This is a genomic window from Ligilactobacillus sp. UO.C109 (genome assembly GCF_026847815.1).
Taxonomy (GTDB): Bacteria; Bacillota; Bacilli; order Lactobacillales; family Lactobacillaceae; genus Ligilactobacillus; species Ligilactobacillus salivarius.
On record NZ_JAPSFH010000027.1, the window covers coordinates 214,703 to 230,882 of the forward strand.

Below are 16,180 nucleotides of genomic sequence, written 5' to 3' on the forward strand. Positions count from 1 at the left end.
ATTAAGCATTAAGGAAGTCTTGTATTATGAAAATGATAGAGAAATATCGTGGAAAAAAAGTATTAGTATTAGGATTAGGTAAGAGTGGTGTGAATGCAGCTAAGTTACTGAAAAAGTTAGGTGCAGAAGTTACTGTAAATGATAAAAATACACCATCTGATTTAACTCAAGTAAATGAACTAAAAAATGAAGGAATTGAAGTTATTACTGGTAATCATCCTTTAGAATTATTAGAGAATATTGATTTAATGGTTAAAAATCCTGGTATACCATACACAAATGTTTTAGTTAGTGGTGCTAAAGATAAGGGAATAAAGATAATTACTGAACCTGAACTAGCTTTTGAAATTAGTGATGCAAGATTTGTAGGAGTAACAGGTACAAATGGTAAGACAACAACTACAACAATGATTTCTTTGATGCTAAATCAGGGTCAAACTGAAGATAAGGCTTATGTTGCTGGTAATATAGGTGTTCCAGCTAGTCAAGTGGCACAAGAAGCAACAAACAAAGATACAATAGTTACAGAATTATCTAGTTTTCAATTATTAGGAATTACAGAATATCATCCTAAAGTTGCTGTATTAACAAATATATATGAAGCACATATTGATTACCACGGTACAAGAGAAAATTATGTTAATGCTAAGATGCGTATTGTTATGAATCAAACAGAAGATGATTACTTTGTGGTAAATTGGGATAACGAAGAATGGCAAGAATTAAGTCAACGTTCTAAAGCAAAAATTGTTCCATTTTCTCGTCTAGGTAAATCTAAGAAAGGTGCTTATGTAGCAGATGGATATCTATTCTATAAAGAAGATAAAATAATGCCAGTTGCTGATATTAAAGTTCCTGGTACTCATAATGTAGAGAATGCATTAGCTGCAATTGCTGTTGCGAAGATATTTGGCAAGTCAAATGAAGATATTAAAGAAGTTTTAACAACATTCTCAGGTGTACGTCATCGTACTCAATATGTAACAACTCTAAATGGTAGAAAATTCTATAATGATTCTAAGGCTACTAATATGGAAGCGACTGAAAAAGCATTAGCTGGTTTCAATAATCCAGTAGTATTATTAGCTGGTGGATTAGATAGAGGATTTACATTTGAAAAATTAGAACCTTCATTGAAGAATAAAGTTCATGCAATGATTGTATTTGGTGAAACAGCTGATCTGATGGCAAAGGCTGGTAAAGAAGCTGGTGTTGAAAAGATTATTAAAACTAAAGATGCAGTTTCTGCAGTCCCTGAAGCTTATAAAGTAAGTAATGAAGGCGATGTTATCTTACTATCTCCAGCTTGTGCTAGTTGGGATCAATGGCCAACATTTGAAGTACGTGGGGATAAATTTATTGAAGCTGTAGAAAAATTGACAAAAGAGTTGGAGGAAAAATAAATGCGATTATTAATTTCTGGTGGTGGAACAGGAGGTCATATCTATCCAGCACTAGCATTGATAGAAGCTATTAAGCAAAAAGAACCAGATTCAGAAATTTTATATGTTGGAACTCATAAGGGTTTAGAAAGTCGTATTGTTCCTTCAGCAGGAGTTCCATTAAAGACGATTAAAATTCAAGGTTTCAAACGCTCTTTATCTTTGGAAAATTTTAAAACAGTATATCTCTTTTTAAAAAGTGTGCATGACTGCAAGAAAATTATCCGTGATTTCAAACCAGATGTTGTTGTAGGAACAGGTGGCTATGTTTGTGGTGCGGTTGTATATGCTGCAGCTAGGATGAAAATTCCAACTTTTGTTCATGAGCAAAATAGCGTTGCTGGCGTAACGAATAAATTTTTAAGTCGCTTTGTAGATAAGGTAGGAATATGCTTTGAAGATGCTAGAAAAGATTTTCCAGCATCTAAAGTTGTTTTTACTGGTAATCCTAGAGCCCAACAAGTTGCTGGTATGAAAGATACAGGTAGATTAGAGAAAGAATACAAGCTGAGAAAAGATTTACCAACAGTTATGATTTTTGGTGGTTCTCGAGGAGCAGAAGGAATTAATGCTGCTGCTCTAAAGGCTATTCCACAGTTTGCTAAAAAAGAATATCAAGTTTTATTTGTTACTGGTAAAGTTCACTATGATAAAATAATGGCTAAAGATGAAGCTAAAAACTTACCAGATAATGTTAGAATAGAGCCTTATATTGCTGATATGCCAGCAATTTTACCTGAAGTTGCAAGTATTGTTGGTCGTGCTGGTGCAACAAGTTTAGCAGAAATTACAGCCTTAGGAATTCCGACTATTCTAATCCCAAGTCCATATGTAACAAATGACCATCAAACAAAGAATGCGATGAGTTTAGTTAATAAAGATGCAGCATTGATGATTAAAGAAAAAGATTTAACTGCGGATACTTTAGTTAGAAATATCGATGAAATTATGAATGATTCCGATAAAAGATTACAAATGGGTAAAAATGCCAAGAAAGCTGGAATTCCAGATGCAGCTAACCAAGTAATCAAAGTACTAGAAGATATAATGCATAAATAATTATTCAAGATATTAAAGTAAAGGAGGTGATTGCGTGTTTGGTAAACGAAAAGATTCTAAAAATAAAGCCATGAGAGATAATGAAGAACTTACGCCTTGGGAAAGACAGCAATTGTTGCGAGAAGAAAATATAGAGAAAAAACAAAAGAAATCTAAAAAAATCTTGGTAAGTAGCAATTTAGTTAAATTTAACGGTCTTAGAAAGAAAAGACTCCAAAAGCGAGTAATAACTCTAGCATCAATTTTTGGAATTAGTGCAGTAATATCTTTATACGCAATCCTTCCAGTTAATAGAGTGAGTAATATAGAGATAGAAGGCACAGATAGCCAAACAAAAACTGCTATTATAGAGGCTAGTCAAGTGAAAAAGAACGAATCTTTATTCGCTGTTGTGCCTACTAAATTTTTGATTAGTCAACGTATAAAAGATGATGTAGCAACTGTTAAAGATGTTAATATCTCTTTTGAAAAAAACGTCGTTAAATTTAAAGTTACTGAATATGATATTGTCGGATATATTCAAAGAAAGAATACTTATTACAAGTTAACTTCAAATGGACGTGAATTGAATGTAGGTCAAAAGGCAACCAATGGAAATTACCCATTATTTCTTGATTTCAAAAAGAAAACTTTATTACATGAAGCAGCACAACAGGTAGGGGAGATGCCTAAAAAAGTAAGATTTGGAATTTCTGAAATACATTCTAGTCCAACAAAGGTAAACCCTAAACGAGTGAGATTAGTGATGAATGATGGAAATGAAGTAATAGGAAGTATAGATACTTTAGCAACAAAAATGAGTTATTATCCAAGCATGGCTAAAGCTCTAGATAAAAAAGGTGTGATTGATCTAGAAGTGGGTGCATATGCTTATCCTTATGATAATAAGTAATAAAGTTGTTTCAAATGTTTAACAAAGTAAAGTACACATCTATTGCTTAATGTGGTAAAATTTATATATTGACTAAATATGAATAAAAATAGACAAAAATTATAGCTTAAAATTTGAGTGTAAGAGGAGGTCAAAATGATGGATAATTCTGAAATATATGTGGGATTGGACATCGGAACGACTTCAATAAAAGTCATCATCGCAGAACATGTGAAAGGACAAGCAAATATCATTGGTTACGGTAATACAAAATCTGCTGGCTTAAATCGTGGTGTAATTGTAGATATTGATCAAGTTGTTGCAACAATAAGAGATGCTGTTAATCAAGCTGAAAAAAAAGCTAACTTGGATATTTCTGAAGTAACAGTTGGAATACCTGCTAATTTGCTACAGATTGAAAAATGTCACGGTATGGTTTCCGTCAGTGATGAAAATGGTAACTCACAAGAAATTACGAAGAATGATGTGTATAAAGTAACACAAGCTGCTTTGGTACAAAATCTTCCTCCTGAACGTGATGTTATTGATATCATTCCAGATGAATTTATTGTAGATGGTTTCGATGGAATTAAAGATCCCCGTGGTATGATGGGGGTTCGTATGGAGATGCACGCTGTTATGTATACGGGTCCTAAGACTATTTTACATAATATCAAGAAGTGCATACAAAAAGCAGGCTTAAAAGTTAAAGCAACTGTTGTAGCTCCATTGGCTACTGCTAGATTAGCAATGTCTGATGCAGAACAAGATTTTGGATCTATTTTAATTGATATGGGTGGTGGACAAACAACTGCAGCTGTAATTCACGACCATAAATTAAAGTATACATATGTAGATCAAGAAGGTGGCGACTATGTCACTAGAGATATTTCGGTAGTTCTTAACACTTCCATTGAGAATGCCGAAAGCTTGAAGCGTACTTATGGTTTTGCAATGGCTAATCAAGCATCTTCTGAAGATGTATTTCCTGTACAAGTTGTAGGGAAACAAGAACCTGAACAAGTATCAGAAGAATATTTGGCTGAAATTATAGAAGCTCGTATGAGACAGGTGTTTGAAAAGATAAATCGTTCTTTAAACGATGTTAATGCTTTTCAATTACCGGGTGGAATAATTTTAACTGGTGGAATGGCTGCTTTACCAGGAATTAGAGAATTAGCAGAAGAAATTTTTGGAGTAAGTGTTAAAATTTATATTCCACAAGAAATGAATTTACGTTTCCCATCATTCTCTCAAGTGATAGGATTAGTAAACTATGTAACTAAAATGAGTGATATTGAACGCTTAGTTAAAGGTAGTTTGGAAGGAAATACAATTGATATAACAGCAGATACTATTCCATATGCTGATAGCATGATTAGTAATAATTTTGATACAACAGCTGTATCTAATGATTATGTGGATGATTATGTAGAAACTGCAGATGTTGAACCTCAAGACTTACAAGAAACACAACCTAAGCATAAGCAAAATAAAAAGAAAAATGGTATATTGTCGAAAGCTAAGAATTTTATGGAATCTTTCTTTGACTAATTAATTGGAGGGTAAAAGAATGGCAATGGAATATTCATTAGATTCAAGTCAAAATACAGGCGCAAATATAAAAGTAATCGGTGTTGGTGGTGCAGGTGGTAACGCTGTTAACCGTATGATTGCTGATGATGTTAAAGGTGTTGAGTTTATTGTAGCTAATACTGATGTTCAAGCTTTACAACATTCAAACGCTGAAACAAAAATTCAATTAGGACCTAAATTAACACGTGGATTAGGTGCAGGTTCCAATCCTGAGATCGGTAGTAAAGCTGCTCAAGAAAGTGAAGAAGCAATTGCCGAAGCTCTTTCCGGTGCAGATATGATTTTTGTTACTGCTGGTATGGGTGGCGGTACAGGTACAGGTGCTGCTCCTATTATTGCAAAGATTGCTAAAGAACAAGGTGCTTTAACAGTTGGTGTTGTTACACGCCCATTCAGTTTTGAAGGACCAAAGCGTGCAAGATTTGCTGCTGAGGGTGTAGCACAAATGAAAGAACACGTTGATACTTTAGTTATCATCGCTAACAACCGCTTATTAGAAATCGTAGATAAGAAGACACCAATGTTGCAAGCATTCCAAGAAGCAGATAACGTATTACGTCAAGGTGTACAAGGTATTTCTGATTTAATTACATCACCTGGTTACGTTAACTTGGACTTTGCTGATGTTAAGACTGTTATGCAAAATCAAGGTTCTGCTTTAATGGGTATTGGTACTGCTAACGGAGAAAATAGAACAGCAGAAGCTACAAAGAAAGCTATTTCTTCACCTTTATTGGAAGTATCAATTGACGGTGCAGAACAAGTTTTACTTAACATCACAGGTGGTCCAGACCTAAGTTTATTTGAAGCACAAGATGCTTCAGATATTGTGGCTCAAGCTGCTACAAGTGATATTAACATTATTTTCGGTACTTCTATCAATGAAGAACTTGAAGATTCAGTTATCGTAACAGTTATTGCAACTGGTATTGATAAAAAGAAAAAAGAAGCACCAAAGCGTACAAGAATGAGTAATCCACTTAACAATGCAGGTATTAATCATTCAACAACTGGTGTGAATGAAACAACAACTAGAAGTCAAGGAGATCCATTAGGTGATTGGGATTTAAGTCGTGAAATGAATAATCCTCGTCAAGCTACACAAAATGAACGTGGAAATGATTTCCAAAACGTTGAAAAGAAAGATTTCGATGTGTTCCAAGCTGATTCAGATGCAGATGATAGCAACGATGATTCTTTAAATACACCACCATTCTTACGTCGCCGTCGTCGTTAAGATTTCCTTTGAAGGAGTGTTAAGATGTCATTAAGTGAAAAGCTAAGTAATTGGTTCAATGGAGTTCCAGAAGAAGAGTATTACGAGGAAGTTACTGATAGCAAACAAGCAGTCAGTACTAATACTGATGTTAATAGAGCTTCTGAACCAGAAAAAGATAATAATAGACAGGTGATGTCTTTGATGAGTTCTAAAAACAATAGTACAACAGTTCAAAGAGAACAAAAGATCATGGTCTTTGATCCAAGTGTTTTTTCAGACGTTAAGAATATCGGTAAGATGATTTTAAATGGTAGAGCTGTGATTGTTAATTTTAGAAAAATGGATGAAAATCAAATTCATCGTGTAATAGATTTTCTTTCGGGCTTAATTTTTGCTGTTAATGGTGACATGCAAAGAATAGGTGAAAAAATATTCTTGTGCACCCCTAAAAATTTTAAGATCGAAGGAGATTTGTCTAATCTTACAGGTAGATGATATTAGGTATAGGTTAGGAGTAATTAATTGATATTTTTAGTTGATAGAATTTTTAATCTGTATTCGACATTAATCTTAATTTATGTATTAATGTCATGGTTTCCAGGTGCATATCAAACTAAGTTAGGTCAATGGTTAGGAAAGATAGTTGAACCATATTTAAGTTTGTTTAACTTCATTCCACCAATTGCTGGTTTGAGTTTTGCACCAGTAGTAGCGTTAATTGTTCTACAACCTGTTGAATGGGGTGTAGACTTTATACTTGGACTGTTAGGACTTTATTAATCATGGATAGTAACATTTTGCAGCATTTTAGAAAAGATGAAGAACCATTAATTTCACAATTGTCTGATTACATTATGCAGGCAGAAAACGAATATCGACCAATATTAACGCATTTCCTGAATCCAAGGGAACAATATATTGCTCAGTCGTTGATACATAAAAATCAAGATGTAAAAGTTTCTTTTAGTGGTGGTTATGAAAATGCTGAAAGAAAACGAGCAATATTTTACCCAAGTTATTACGAGGTACAGGATGATGATTTTAATTTAGAATTAATTATGATTAAATATCCTGTGAAATTTACATCGTTAACTCATGGACAAATTTTAGGAACTTTGGCTAATAGTGGGTTAGATAGAGAAGTAATTGGTGATATAATAGAACAAAATGATACTTGGCAATTCCTTTGTGAAAAAGAAGTAAGTGACTACTTCAGATTGCAAATTGATAGAGTGGGTAAGATTAAAGTTAGACTTGAAGATGCACCACTCGATGAAATTGTAGTTCCAGAGTTAAATTGGCAAGAAAAAATGGTAACATCTTCTTCTCTAAGAATAGATAGTTTAGTTAGTGTTACGTTCAACATATCAAGGGAAAGTAGCAAGAATTTAATTAAAGCTGAAAAAGTACAGTTAAATTGGATGACTGTTGCTAGACCAGACTATGAAGTTAAGTATGGAGATATATTATCGATTCGTGGTTATGGTAGACTTAGGATCGATGACCTATTAGGTGTAACTCGTAAGGATAAATTAAGAATTAGAGTTTCTGTATTGGAGAAGAATAACTGATACGTTTTTGGAGGTGTTGGGGATGGCTTTGACCCCTTTAGATATTCATAATAAAGAATTTCATGTAAAATTACGTGGCTATGATCAAGATGAAGTTAATGATTTCTTAGATCAAATTATTAAAGACTATGAAAATACTTTAAAAGAAAATGACAGATTAGCAGATAGTTTGCAACAAAATAAAGAAAAATTGAAATACTTCAATGATTTAAAAGATTCATTGAATCAATCAATTATTGTGGCTCAAGAAGCTGCTGATAAAGTTAAGGCAAACTCACAAAAAGAAGCTGAAATCATTAATCATGAAGCACAAAAGCAAGGTCAAGATATTATTGATCAAGCTAATGCTAAGGCAAAACACATCATTGATGAAGCTTCTAAAAAAGCTAAGAAGATTGCAATTGAAACTGATGATTTGAGAAAACAAGCTCGTATCTTCCGCCAAAGACTTCAAGTAATGATGGAATCACAACTTGAAGTAATTAAGGGTAGTGACTGGGATGAAATTCTCAAGCAAGGCGATGTAAGTAGTTTTGAAGAAATTCAAGATGCAATTCGTCATGATGATTCACTTGACAATTTTGGTCAAAATGAAGTACAATCAGACGCAAGTAGTGATGGAGCAGAGGTAATTGTTCCAGGCCAAATTGATGCACCAGCTGATGTTGTTACTCAAGATGTCCCAGAACAACCTCAAGAAGAATCAGTTTCTCAACAAACAAATGAAACTGTTGTTATTTTCCCTGATGATGATCAACCTCAAGGAAAGCACTTTGCTCCTGAAGATTAATTTATTTCTGAAAGAACGCGAAAATCATATTATATAGGCAGCGAGTCGATGGTCGGTGAAAGTTCGATATATCCCTGATATGATTTTTATCATCTTTCAAATACTTTCCTGAAATAATAGTAGGGTAAGTCGTTTCATCGCGTTAATGATGACTAAAGAAACTACTAATTAATGATAGTTAAAATTTGGGTGGTACCACGGAAATCTCGTCCCTTGCTGGATGGGATTTTTTTGTTTCCAATTTTTAACTGAGAGAGAAAGGATGGATCTTATGAAAATCAAAGATACTTTAAATTTGGGTAAGACAAAATTCCCAATGCGTGGTAATTTACCTGTTCGCGAAGTTGAAAGACAAAATGAATGGGAAGAAAATAAAGTTTATGAACAAAGACAAAAATTAAACGAAGGAAAACCAAGTTTTGTGTTACATGATGGACCTCCATATGCTAACGGTAATATTCATATGGGTCACGCAATGAACAAGATTTCTAAGGATTTCATCGTTCGTTCTAAATCAATGATGGGATTCCGCGCACCTTATGTACCAGGTTGGGATACACACGGTTTACCAATTGAACAACAATTGAAAAAAGCTGGTGTTGATCGTAAAGCATTATCTGTAGCTGAATTCAGAGAAATGTGTCGTCAATATGCTTTAGAACAAGTTGATAAGCAAAGAAAAGACTTTAAGCGTTTAGGTGTTGCTGGTGAATGGGATAACCCATATTTAACATTGAAACCAGAATATGAAGCACAACAAATTCGTGTCTTTGGTAAGATGGCAGAAAAGGGCTTAATTTATAAAGGTAAAAAGCCAGTATTTTGGTCATGGTCATCTGAATCAGCTCTTGCTGAAGCTGAAGTTGAATATCATGATGTAACATCACCATCTGCATTCTACGGTGAACAAGTTGTTGATGGTAAAGGTGTATTAGATGAAAATACATATATGGTTGTTTGGACTACAACACCATGGACTATTCCTGCTTCTGAAGGTATTACAATTGATGCTACATTCGACTACGCAGTTGTACAACATGACGATGATGAACGTAAGTATGTTTTAGCTGCTGATTTAGTAAATGCTGATGCTGAATTATTTGGTTGGAATGATGTTAAGATTGTGAAGACTGTTAAGGGTGCAGAATTAGAAAATGTTTTATGTCAACACCCATTCTATCCAGAAAGAAAACTTGTAACTATGTTAGGCGACTTCGTTACAACTGATGCTGGTACAGGTCTTGTTCATACAGCTCCTGGCTTTGGTGAAGATGACTTTAACATTGGTGTTAAGTACGGTTTAGATGTATATGTTCCTGTTGATGATAAGGGATATATGACAGAAGATACTGGCGAAGATTTTGCAGGTTTATTCTATGAAGACGCAAATGAAGTTTCTTTGAAGAAATTGGAAGAAGCTGGCGTACTTTTGAAGCAAATGGATTACGAACATAGCTACCCATTTGACTGGCGTACAAAGAAACCTATTATCTTCCGCGCTACACCACAATGGTTTGCATCTGTTGATAAGATTCGTGACCAAATTCTAGGTGCAATTAATGAAGTTCAATTCTTCCCAGATTGGGGTCAAAAACGTCTTTACAACATGATTCGTGATCGTGGTGACTGGGTAATTTCCCGTCAAAGAGTTTGGGGTGTTCCATTGCCAATCTTCTACGGTGAAGACGGTGAAGCTATCATGACCAAGGAAACAATTGAACATGTTGCAAAATTAGTTGAAGAACACGGCTCAAATATTTGGTTCCAACGCGAAGCTAAGGACTTATTACCTGAAGGCTTTACAAGTGAACATTCTCCAAATGGTAAATTTACTAAAGAAACAGATATCATGGATGTTTGGTTCGATTCTGGTTCCTCACATCAAGGTGTATGTGCTGAACGTGATTACTTGACATACCCAGCTGATCTATACTTGGAAGGTTCTGACCAATACCGTGGTTGGTTCAACTCTAGTTTGATTACATCTGTTGCTTACTCTGGCCATGCACCATACAAGCAAATTCTTTCTCAAGGATTTACACTTGATGGTAAGGGACGTAAGATGAGTAAATCATTGGGTAACACAATTGTTCCTAGTGAAGTTATCGATAAGATGGGTGCTGAAATTATCCGTCTATGGGTATTGAGTGTTGATACATCTGCTGACGTTCGTGTATCTATGGGAAGTTTCCAACAAATCGCTGAAAGTTACCGTAAATTTAGAAACACAGTTCGTTTCTTACTTGCAAATACAACAGATTTTGATCCTGCTAAAGATGCTGTTGCTTTCGATGAAATGGAATCCATTGATAAATACATGACAGTTCTTGTAAACAAATTTACTAAGGAAATTCTAGATGCATATGCAAACTATGAATTTATGGAAATTTACAAGAAGTTAATTAACTTCATTACAACAGATCTTTCCGCATTCTATATGGATGTTGCTAAGGATGTTGTTTATATTGAAGCTCCTGATAGCAAGAAACGTCGTTCAATGCAAACAGTATTGTATGATGTAGTAGTACGTCTAACTAAGTTAATGACTCCAATTTTACCTCATACAACAGAAGAAATTTGGAAGTATTTGAAGGAAGACGAAGAATACGCACAATTATCCGAAATGCCTGAAGTTAAACATTTCAATAATGAAGAAAAACTCGTTGATTTATGGAATAGATTCATGAATTTACGTTCAGGTGTATTTAAAGCTCTTGAAGAAGCAAGAAATGAAAAATTAATCGGTAAGTCCTTCGAAGCACATGTAGACTTATATGTATCTAATGGTGTACAAGCTGATTTAGATGCATTAAATGCTAATGTTCGCCAAGCATTGATTGTTTCTGCATTAGATGTTCATCCATTATCTGAAGCACCAGAAAATGCTTTGAAGTTCAATGATGAATATGCTGTTGTAGTTGAACATGCTGAAGGTGAAGTTTGTCCTCGTTGTCGTATGATCAAGACAGATATCGGTAGTGATGCTGACTTACCAACACTATGTGCAAGTTGTGCTGAAATTGTTCGTGAAAACTATCCTGAAGCTTTAGCAGAAGGTTTAGAATAATTTAATTAATAGTTAAAAGAGATTCAAAGATAAATTTTCTTTGAATCTCTTTTTTACATACAAAGGTATGAGAAAGCTATAATCCCCATTTACCACCATGAACTTTAGTTACATTAGATGTAACAATAAAGGCTTCTGGATCAATTTCATGAATTTTAGCAATTAAATGACCGTAATCTTGGCGATCTACGATTAATAAAATTTGTTGCTTTTGTGTTTGACTATAACCACCAACTACATCATAAAGAGTCAGACTACTATTATCTTTTAGAAGGGTTTCTTTAATTTCATCAAGCAAATCGTTACTTAAAATTTGAACTTGGTATTTTAAGTCAAAGCCTACCTCGGTATAGCGCATAACTAAAGCAGTTATAACTTGAGAAAAGGCTGCTAAAAAGAAAGCATTGAGTCCAGCGACAAATATATTCATAAAAATAACAAGTAGGTCGATAAACATTAATGTTAGGGCAGAATCCAGATAAAAGTATTTCTTCAAAATCATTGGTGGAACAGTTGTCCCTCCACTTGAAGCATTAATTCGATAAAGAAGTGAAACTCCAAAGCCCATCAAGCCACCACCGATAATAACAGCTAATAATTCATTATCAGTAACTTGAAAACTAGGAGTTAATTGCATAAATACAGGTAACAATAAACTACCTAAAGTAATATTTTTAACCACTTTTCTTTCTAAAAAAATCCAAGCTAAGCCAATCATAGCTAAATTACAGATTAAAACTGTTAAAGGTCGTTCTACATGCCAAACAGCTTCTACTAAGATGGCAATTCCAGTCGTTCCTCCGGCTGCAATATCGATTGGAGCATAAAAGAAGTTAATACTTAAAGTAATAATTTCTAGAGCAACTAGAAATACTAGCCAACGTCCCCAGCGATATCTACGTATATTTCTTGTCATCTAAACATCCTTTCGTTTGATAGTAGTTCAAACTATGATTTTATTATTATAATTATCATAACAATAAAGTTGATTTTATGTAAAGAAAGTAATAATAATAAGTAATATTTTTAGTATAATTTTATAAAAAAATTAAGATTATGGGGAGAAGAATATATATAATAATAGGATAAAAAATATATTTTATATGTTATCATGTATTGAATTTTTGACTTAATTTTTTACCAAGAGATATAATTACATCTCGTAATTCTAATTTATTTAGATAAGAAGCTGGAAGCCAGAGTGAGTTACTTTGTTGAACACCCACAATTTGTCCGGTTATTGAACCGGTTGAATCAGAATCTCCATCATGGTTAACAGAAATTTCGATAGCACGGCATGGATCTTTTTGATATTTCAAAGAACAATAGAGGGCAATAGCTAGTGTTTCTTCAGCAACCCATCCCTTTCCTAAGCGTTGAAAATTTATAAAATCGCTATCTGGTGTTTGACTTAAATTTGTTGCTAATTTAATTATTTCTGTAAAATCGGATAAATAATCCATAGTACTGAATTTTGACTTTATAAAATTAAGAGTATCTAATACAAGTTGGGGAGAAATATTAGATGTAAGTAAACGATGAATAAGTACTGCTAAATAAGCAGAAGAAAGACTACTTAGTGGATGACCATGAGTCAAAGCAGAGCTTTCAGCTCCAAGTTGAGCAATTATATTTTCATCTTCATCAATAAATCCAATTGGAGCTACACGCATAATACCACCACATCCTTTGCTATTATTAATTGGATGTTGTAAATTTCCTGGTTTTTGTTGTGCTAGTGTCATTAAGCAAGTCCTGCCTGGTTCACGAGAATTAAATAGTTCCTGAAAATCTACCAATTTACTAACAGGCTTATGGGTCATACTTTGTTTGTCAGTTTTCCATTGAGTTTCTAACCAATCTTGATAACAATCCCAAAGATTAGTCAGATAATTATCCGATATTAATAAGGCAGAAGCTGTAAATAGAGACATTTGTGTGTCATCTGAAATTAAAACTGGTTCAGAAAAATTAATAAAAGTGATGCCACTGGGATTATTTTGTTGAATTTCTCGATAGCTAGAAAATTCCACTGGGTATCCTAATGAATCGCCTAAAGCACCACCTAATAAGCAATTAGTAGGTTTATTTGTCATTTTTATCTTCCTCCAATAAATTTTAGATAAATATTAAAGTAAATGATGTTCAACTTTCAAGTCAGTATAGCATAAATTAGTTATAAAATTATGATAACTCTTATAAAATTAAGATATAATAGCTATAAATAGTAGGGAAGTGAATTAAGTTGATGAACAAAAAATTACCTTATATATATTTTAAAACAAAATCGTTTCATGTATATTTACGATTATGGAAATTAGATGATGAATGGATAGGAGTATCTTATAGTGTAAGAACTTATAATTCAGAAGAAATTTATCAAGGTGGAAGTCCCTTAAGTGATTGGTATCATGATGATCTAACAGTACTGTTAAATGGAATAGATGAATTAATGATAACGGATGAATATGCAAATACTTTTGAACCTTTAGATGATCCTTATTTGGATATAGTATTAAAAAGTAAATATGGTAAAAATATCTAAGAATTGACTTTTATTGGGATCCAACAGAGAGTAGAGATCATTTGTCAGTATATTTAAATAGTAAACAAATTGAAAATCTAAATATGTATCTCTCACTAGCAACTGGAAAAATAACAAAAGATAATGATCAAATTAAGATATTGTATGATCAAGGTATTTTACAAGGAGATTAAGCAGAAATTCTTACAAAATAAATTTCCAATCTTCATTTTTGGTTCTTAATAAAGATAGACTTATAATAGTAGCATAAGGAAAACTTAGCATGAAAATAGGGGATTGTGCTAAAATAGTTAAAGTGATTATTATTAAGGACGTGAACTAATTGAGTAATGAAGAACCATTAATTTTTCATTTGCAAGTTGCACGTAAAAAGCCAGAAAATATTAAACATCCTGAAGGTTACTGTCCTTTCTGTGATAGAGAGAATTTGACTAACATATTAGATAAGGATGGAGATTGTATCTGGCTTGTAAATAAGTTTCGTACACTCCAAGATACAATGCAGACAATTATTATTGAATCTAAAGACCATCTTGGAGATCAAAGTAATTACAGTCAACTTGAAAATCGTAAAATTATTAAATATGTTTTAGAATGTTGGCAAAAGATGATTAATCAAAATAAGTATAAGAGTGTTTTGCTATATAAGAATTTTGGACCACGATCTGGTGGTAGTTTAAGGCATCCGCATTTTCAAATTGTAGGATTAGATAAAAAGGATGGGTATGCTAATATTTCATCGAAAAACTTTCAGGGAGTAGATGTCGTTTCTAGAAATAACGTTCAACTTAACATTTCTCGCTATCCTTTAAAGGGGTTTGTTGAGTTTAATGTTCAAATGTCACAAGATGGCGATGTTGCAACTTTTGCTGATTATATCCAATCAACTGTTAAATTTATTTTGAGCGATGACTTTTATCATGGACACTATGACTCCTATAATTTATTTTTCTATAATATAGATCAAAAAATTGAGTGTAAAATAATGCCACGTTATGTAGCTAGTCCATATTTCATAGGTTACCAAATTTCTCAGGTTAATAATGAGGAAAGTCTTATGCAAATTGCAGAAGCATTACAAAAAAGAATTTTAGCAGAGTAGGTGATTAAATGGGTGAAAGAATTGTCGTCTTTTCAGATGTGCACGGGAATACGACTGCATTAGAGGCAGTTTATCAAGATTCAATCAAACAAAAGGTTGATAAGTACTGGTTTTTAGGAGATTTATTTTCTCCTGGACCAGGTGCTCAGGACTTATGGGATCTATTTAAACAGATAAATCCTGAAATATGTATTCGTGGAAATTGGGATGATTTGTTTTTAAATGCTCTAAGAGGAGTAGTTGATACTGATAGAACAAGTTTAGTTTATATCTCTAAATTGGCACAAACATTGTCTGAAAGATTAGACGCTAATGAAGTAACGTCTACTATAAAAAAATGGCCTATAAGGGAAGAAACAAGGGTTAGAGATGTTATGGTAGGATTGACACACAATTTACCTGATTTAAATTATGGACAGGCTTTATATCCTACTGAGAAACAGCGTAATTTCAATGAATTGTTTGATGGAAATCAAAATCTTGATTTAGCTATTTATGCACATGTTCATCACCCACTAATGAGATATAGTAGCGATGAGCAATTCGTTTTAAATCCCGGGTCTGTAGGGCAGCCGTTTTTTGCATGGGATAAATTTCAAAAAGATATGCGTGCCGAATATTTGATTTTAGAAATTGATGAACATGGAATTCAAGAAACGAACTTTAGGAAAGTCTATTATGATAGAGATTTAGAATATAAGCGGGCTGAATTAGCTAATTTACCTTATTTAGACATTTATAAGTTACAACTTGTAACAGGAAAAGTACATACACATGATCATGAATTGATGAAGAAAATTAATGATGAACGTGGTTACTTAAAAGATGTAATAAAATTTAATGAAAAGGTACGAAAAAAAGGATAAAGAAAAAAGCAAGTAAATCTGACTAGAGCCAGAATTACTTGCTTTCGTTATA

At 33.3% G+C, this 16,180-nt stretch carries 16 protein-coding genes; 14 read left to right on the forward strand and 2 right to left on the reverse strand.

Going from position 1 to position 16,180, the window contains the following annotated elements; translation table 11 throughout:
• Window positions 1–26: 26 nt before the first annotated feature.
• From murD to ileS, 10 genes are all read left to right on the forward strand, one after another.
• Window positions 27–1,403, forward strand: a complete 1,377-nt coding sequence (gene murD / locus OZJ21_RS05260) for a UDP-N-acetylmuramoyl-L-alanine--D-glutamate ligase (RefSeq protein ID WP_268857534.1) — start codon at window positions 27–29, stop codon at window positions 1,401–1,403.
• Entirely contained in the window at window positions 1,404–2,501 is a 1,098-nt protein-coding gene (murG, locus tag OZJ21_RS05265; protein ID WP_003706448.1) for an undecaprenyldiphospho-muramoylpentapeptide beta-N-acetylglucosaminyltransferase, read from the forward strand.
• Between the two features lie 34 nt (window positions 2,502–2,535).
• Window positions 2,536–3,393 (forward strand): cell division protein FtsQ/DivIB, encoded by an 858-nt coding sequence (locus OZJ21_RS05270; protein ID WP_268857535.1) that lies wholly within the window; start codon window positions 2,536–2,538, stop codon window positions 3,391–3,393.
• 138 nt (window positions 3,394–3,531) lie between these two features.
• A complete protein-coding gene (gene ftsA, locus OZJ21_RS05275) occupies window positions 3,532–4,926 on the forward strand; it encodes a cell division protein FtsA (protein WP_034990383.1) in 1,395 nt (464 codons plus the stop codon).
• Between the two features lie 25 nt (window positions 4,927–4,951).
• The gene (ftsZ, locus tag OZJ21_RS05280) at window positions 4,952–6,205 is read left to right on the forward strand and encodes a cell division protein FtsZ (RefSeq protein ID WP_003710313.1); all 1,254 of its coding nucleotides are present in this window, start codon (window positions 4,952–4,954) and stop codon (window positions 6,203–6,205) included.
• 24 nt (window positions 6,206–6,229) lie between these two features.
• Window positions 6,230–6,682 (forward strand): cell division protein SepF, encoded by a 453-nt coding sequence (locus OZJ21_RS05285; protein WP_003703335.1) that lies wholly within the window; start codon window positions 6,230–6,232, stop codon window positions 6,680–6,682.
• A 27-nt stretch (window positions 6,683–6,709) separates the two neighbouring features.
• Window positions 6,710–6,967 (forward strand): YggT family protein, encoded by a 258-nt coding sequence (locus tag OZJ21_RS05290; protein WP_003700446.1) that lies wholly within the window; start codon window positions 6,710–6,712, stop codon window positions 6,965–6,967.
• A gap of 2 nt (window positions 6,968–6,969) precedes the next feature.
• Window positions 6,970–7,758 carry a YlmH family RNA-binding protein gene (locus OZJ21_RS05295; protein WP_003700445.1) on the forward strand — a complete coding sequence of 263 codons (789 nt, stop codon included), beginning with the start codon at window positions 6,970–6,972 and terminating at the stop codon, window positions 7,756–7,758.
• A 22-nt stretch (window positions 7,759–7,780) separates the two neighbouring features.
• Window positions 7,781–8,548 (forward strand): DivIVA domain-containing protein, encoded by a 768-nt coding sequence (locus tag OZJ21_RS05300; protein WP_160993836.1) that lies wholly within the window; start codon window positions 7,781–7,783, stop codon window positions 8,546–8,548.
• A 271-nt stretch (window positions 8,549–8,819) separates the two neighbouring features.
• Window positions 8,820–11,615, forward strand: coding sequence for an isoleucine--tRNA ligase (gene ileS, locus OZJ21_RS05305; RefSeq protein ID WP_268857536.1), 2,796 nt, complete (start codon window positions 8,820–8,822; stop codon window positions 11,613–11,615).
• A 76-nt stretch (window positions 11,616–11,691) separates the two neighbouring features.
• On the opposite strand, the gene OZJ21_RS05310 is transcribed toward ileS, so the two are convergent.
• Both OZJ21_RS05310 and OZJ21_RS05315 read right to left on the reverse strand, forming a co-directional pair.
• On the reverse strand, window positions 11,692–12,531 hold the full coding sequence (locus OZJ21_RS05310; protein WP_003710306.1) for a YitT family protein: 840 nt from the start codon (window positions 12,529–12,531) through the stop codon (window positions 11,692–11,694).
• A 193-nt stretch (window positions 12,532–12,724) separates the two neighbouring features.
• Window positions 12,725–13,711, reverse strand: a complete 987-nt coding sequence (locus OZJ21_RS05315; RefSeq protein WP_268857537.1) for an ADP-ribosylglycohydrolase family protein — start codon at window positions 13,709–13,711, stop codon at window positions 12,725–12,727.
• 149 nt (window positions 13,712–13,860) lie between these two features.
• Between OZJ21_RS05315 and OZJ21_RS05320 the strand changes: the two genes are divergently transcribed.
• The 4 genes from OZJ21_RS05320 to OZJ21_RS05335 all read left to right on the forward strand — a co-directional run bounded on the left by OZJ21_RS05320 (window position 13,861) and on the right by OZJ21_RS05335 (window position 16,128).
• The gene (locus OZJ21_RS05320; protein ID WP_268857538.1) at window positions 13,861–14,160 is read left to right on the forward strand and encodes a hypothetical protein; all 300 of its coding nucleotides are present in this window, start codon (window positions 13,861–13,863) and stop codon (window positions 14,158–14,160) included.
• Between the two features lie 41 nt (window positions 14,161–14,201).
• Complete coding sequence (locus OZJ21_RS05325) at window positions 14,202–14,333, forward strand: hypothetical protein (RefSeq protein ID WP_268857539.1); 132 nt, start codon at window positions 14,202–14,204, stop codon at window positions 14,331–14,333.
• A gap of 149 nt (window positions 14,334–14,482) precedes the next feature.
• Entirely contained in the window at window positions 14,483–15,262 is a 780-nt protein-coding gene (locus OZJ21_RS05330) for a DUF4931 domain-containing protein (protein ID WP_003706433.1), read from the forward strand.
• 8 nt (window positions 15,263–15,270) lie between these two features.
• Window positions 15,271–16,128, forward strand: coding sequence for a metallophosphoesterase family protein (locus tag OZJ21_RS05335; protein ID WP_268857540.1), 858 nt, complete (start codon window positions 15,271–15,273; stop codon window positions 16,126–16,128).
• Window positions 16,129–16,180 lie beyond the last annotated feature (52 nt).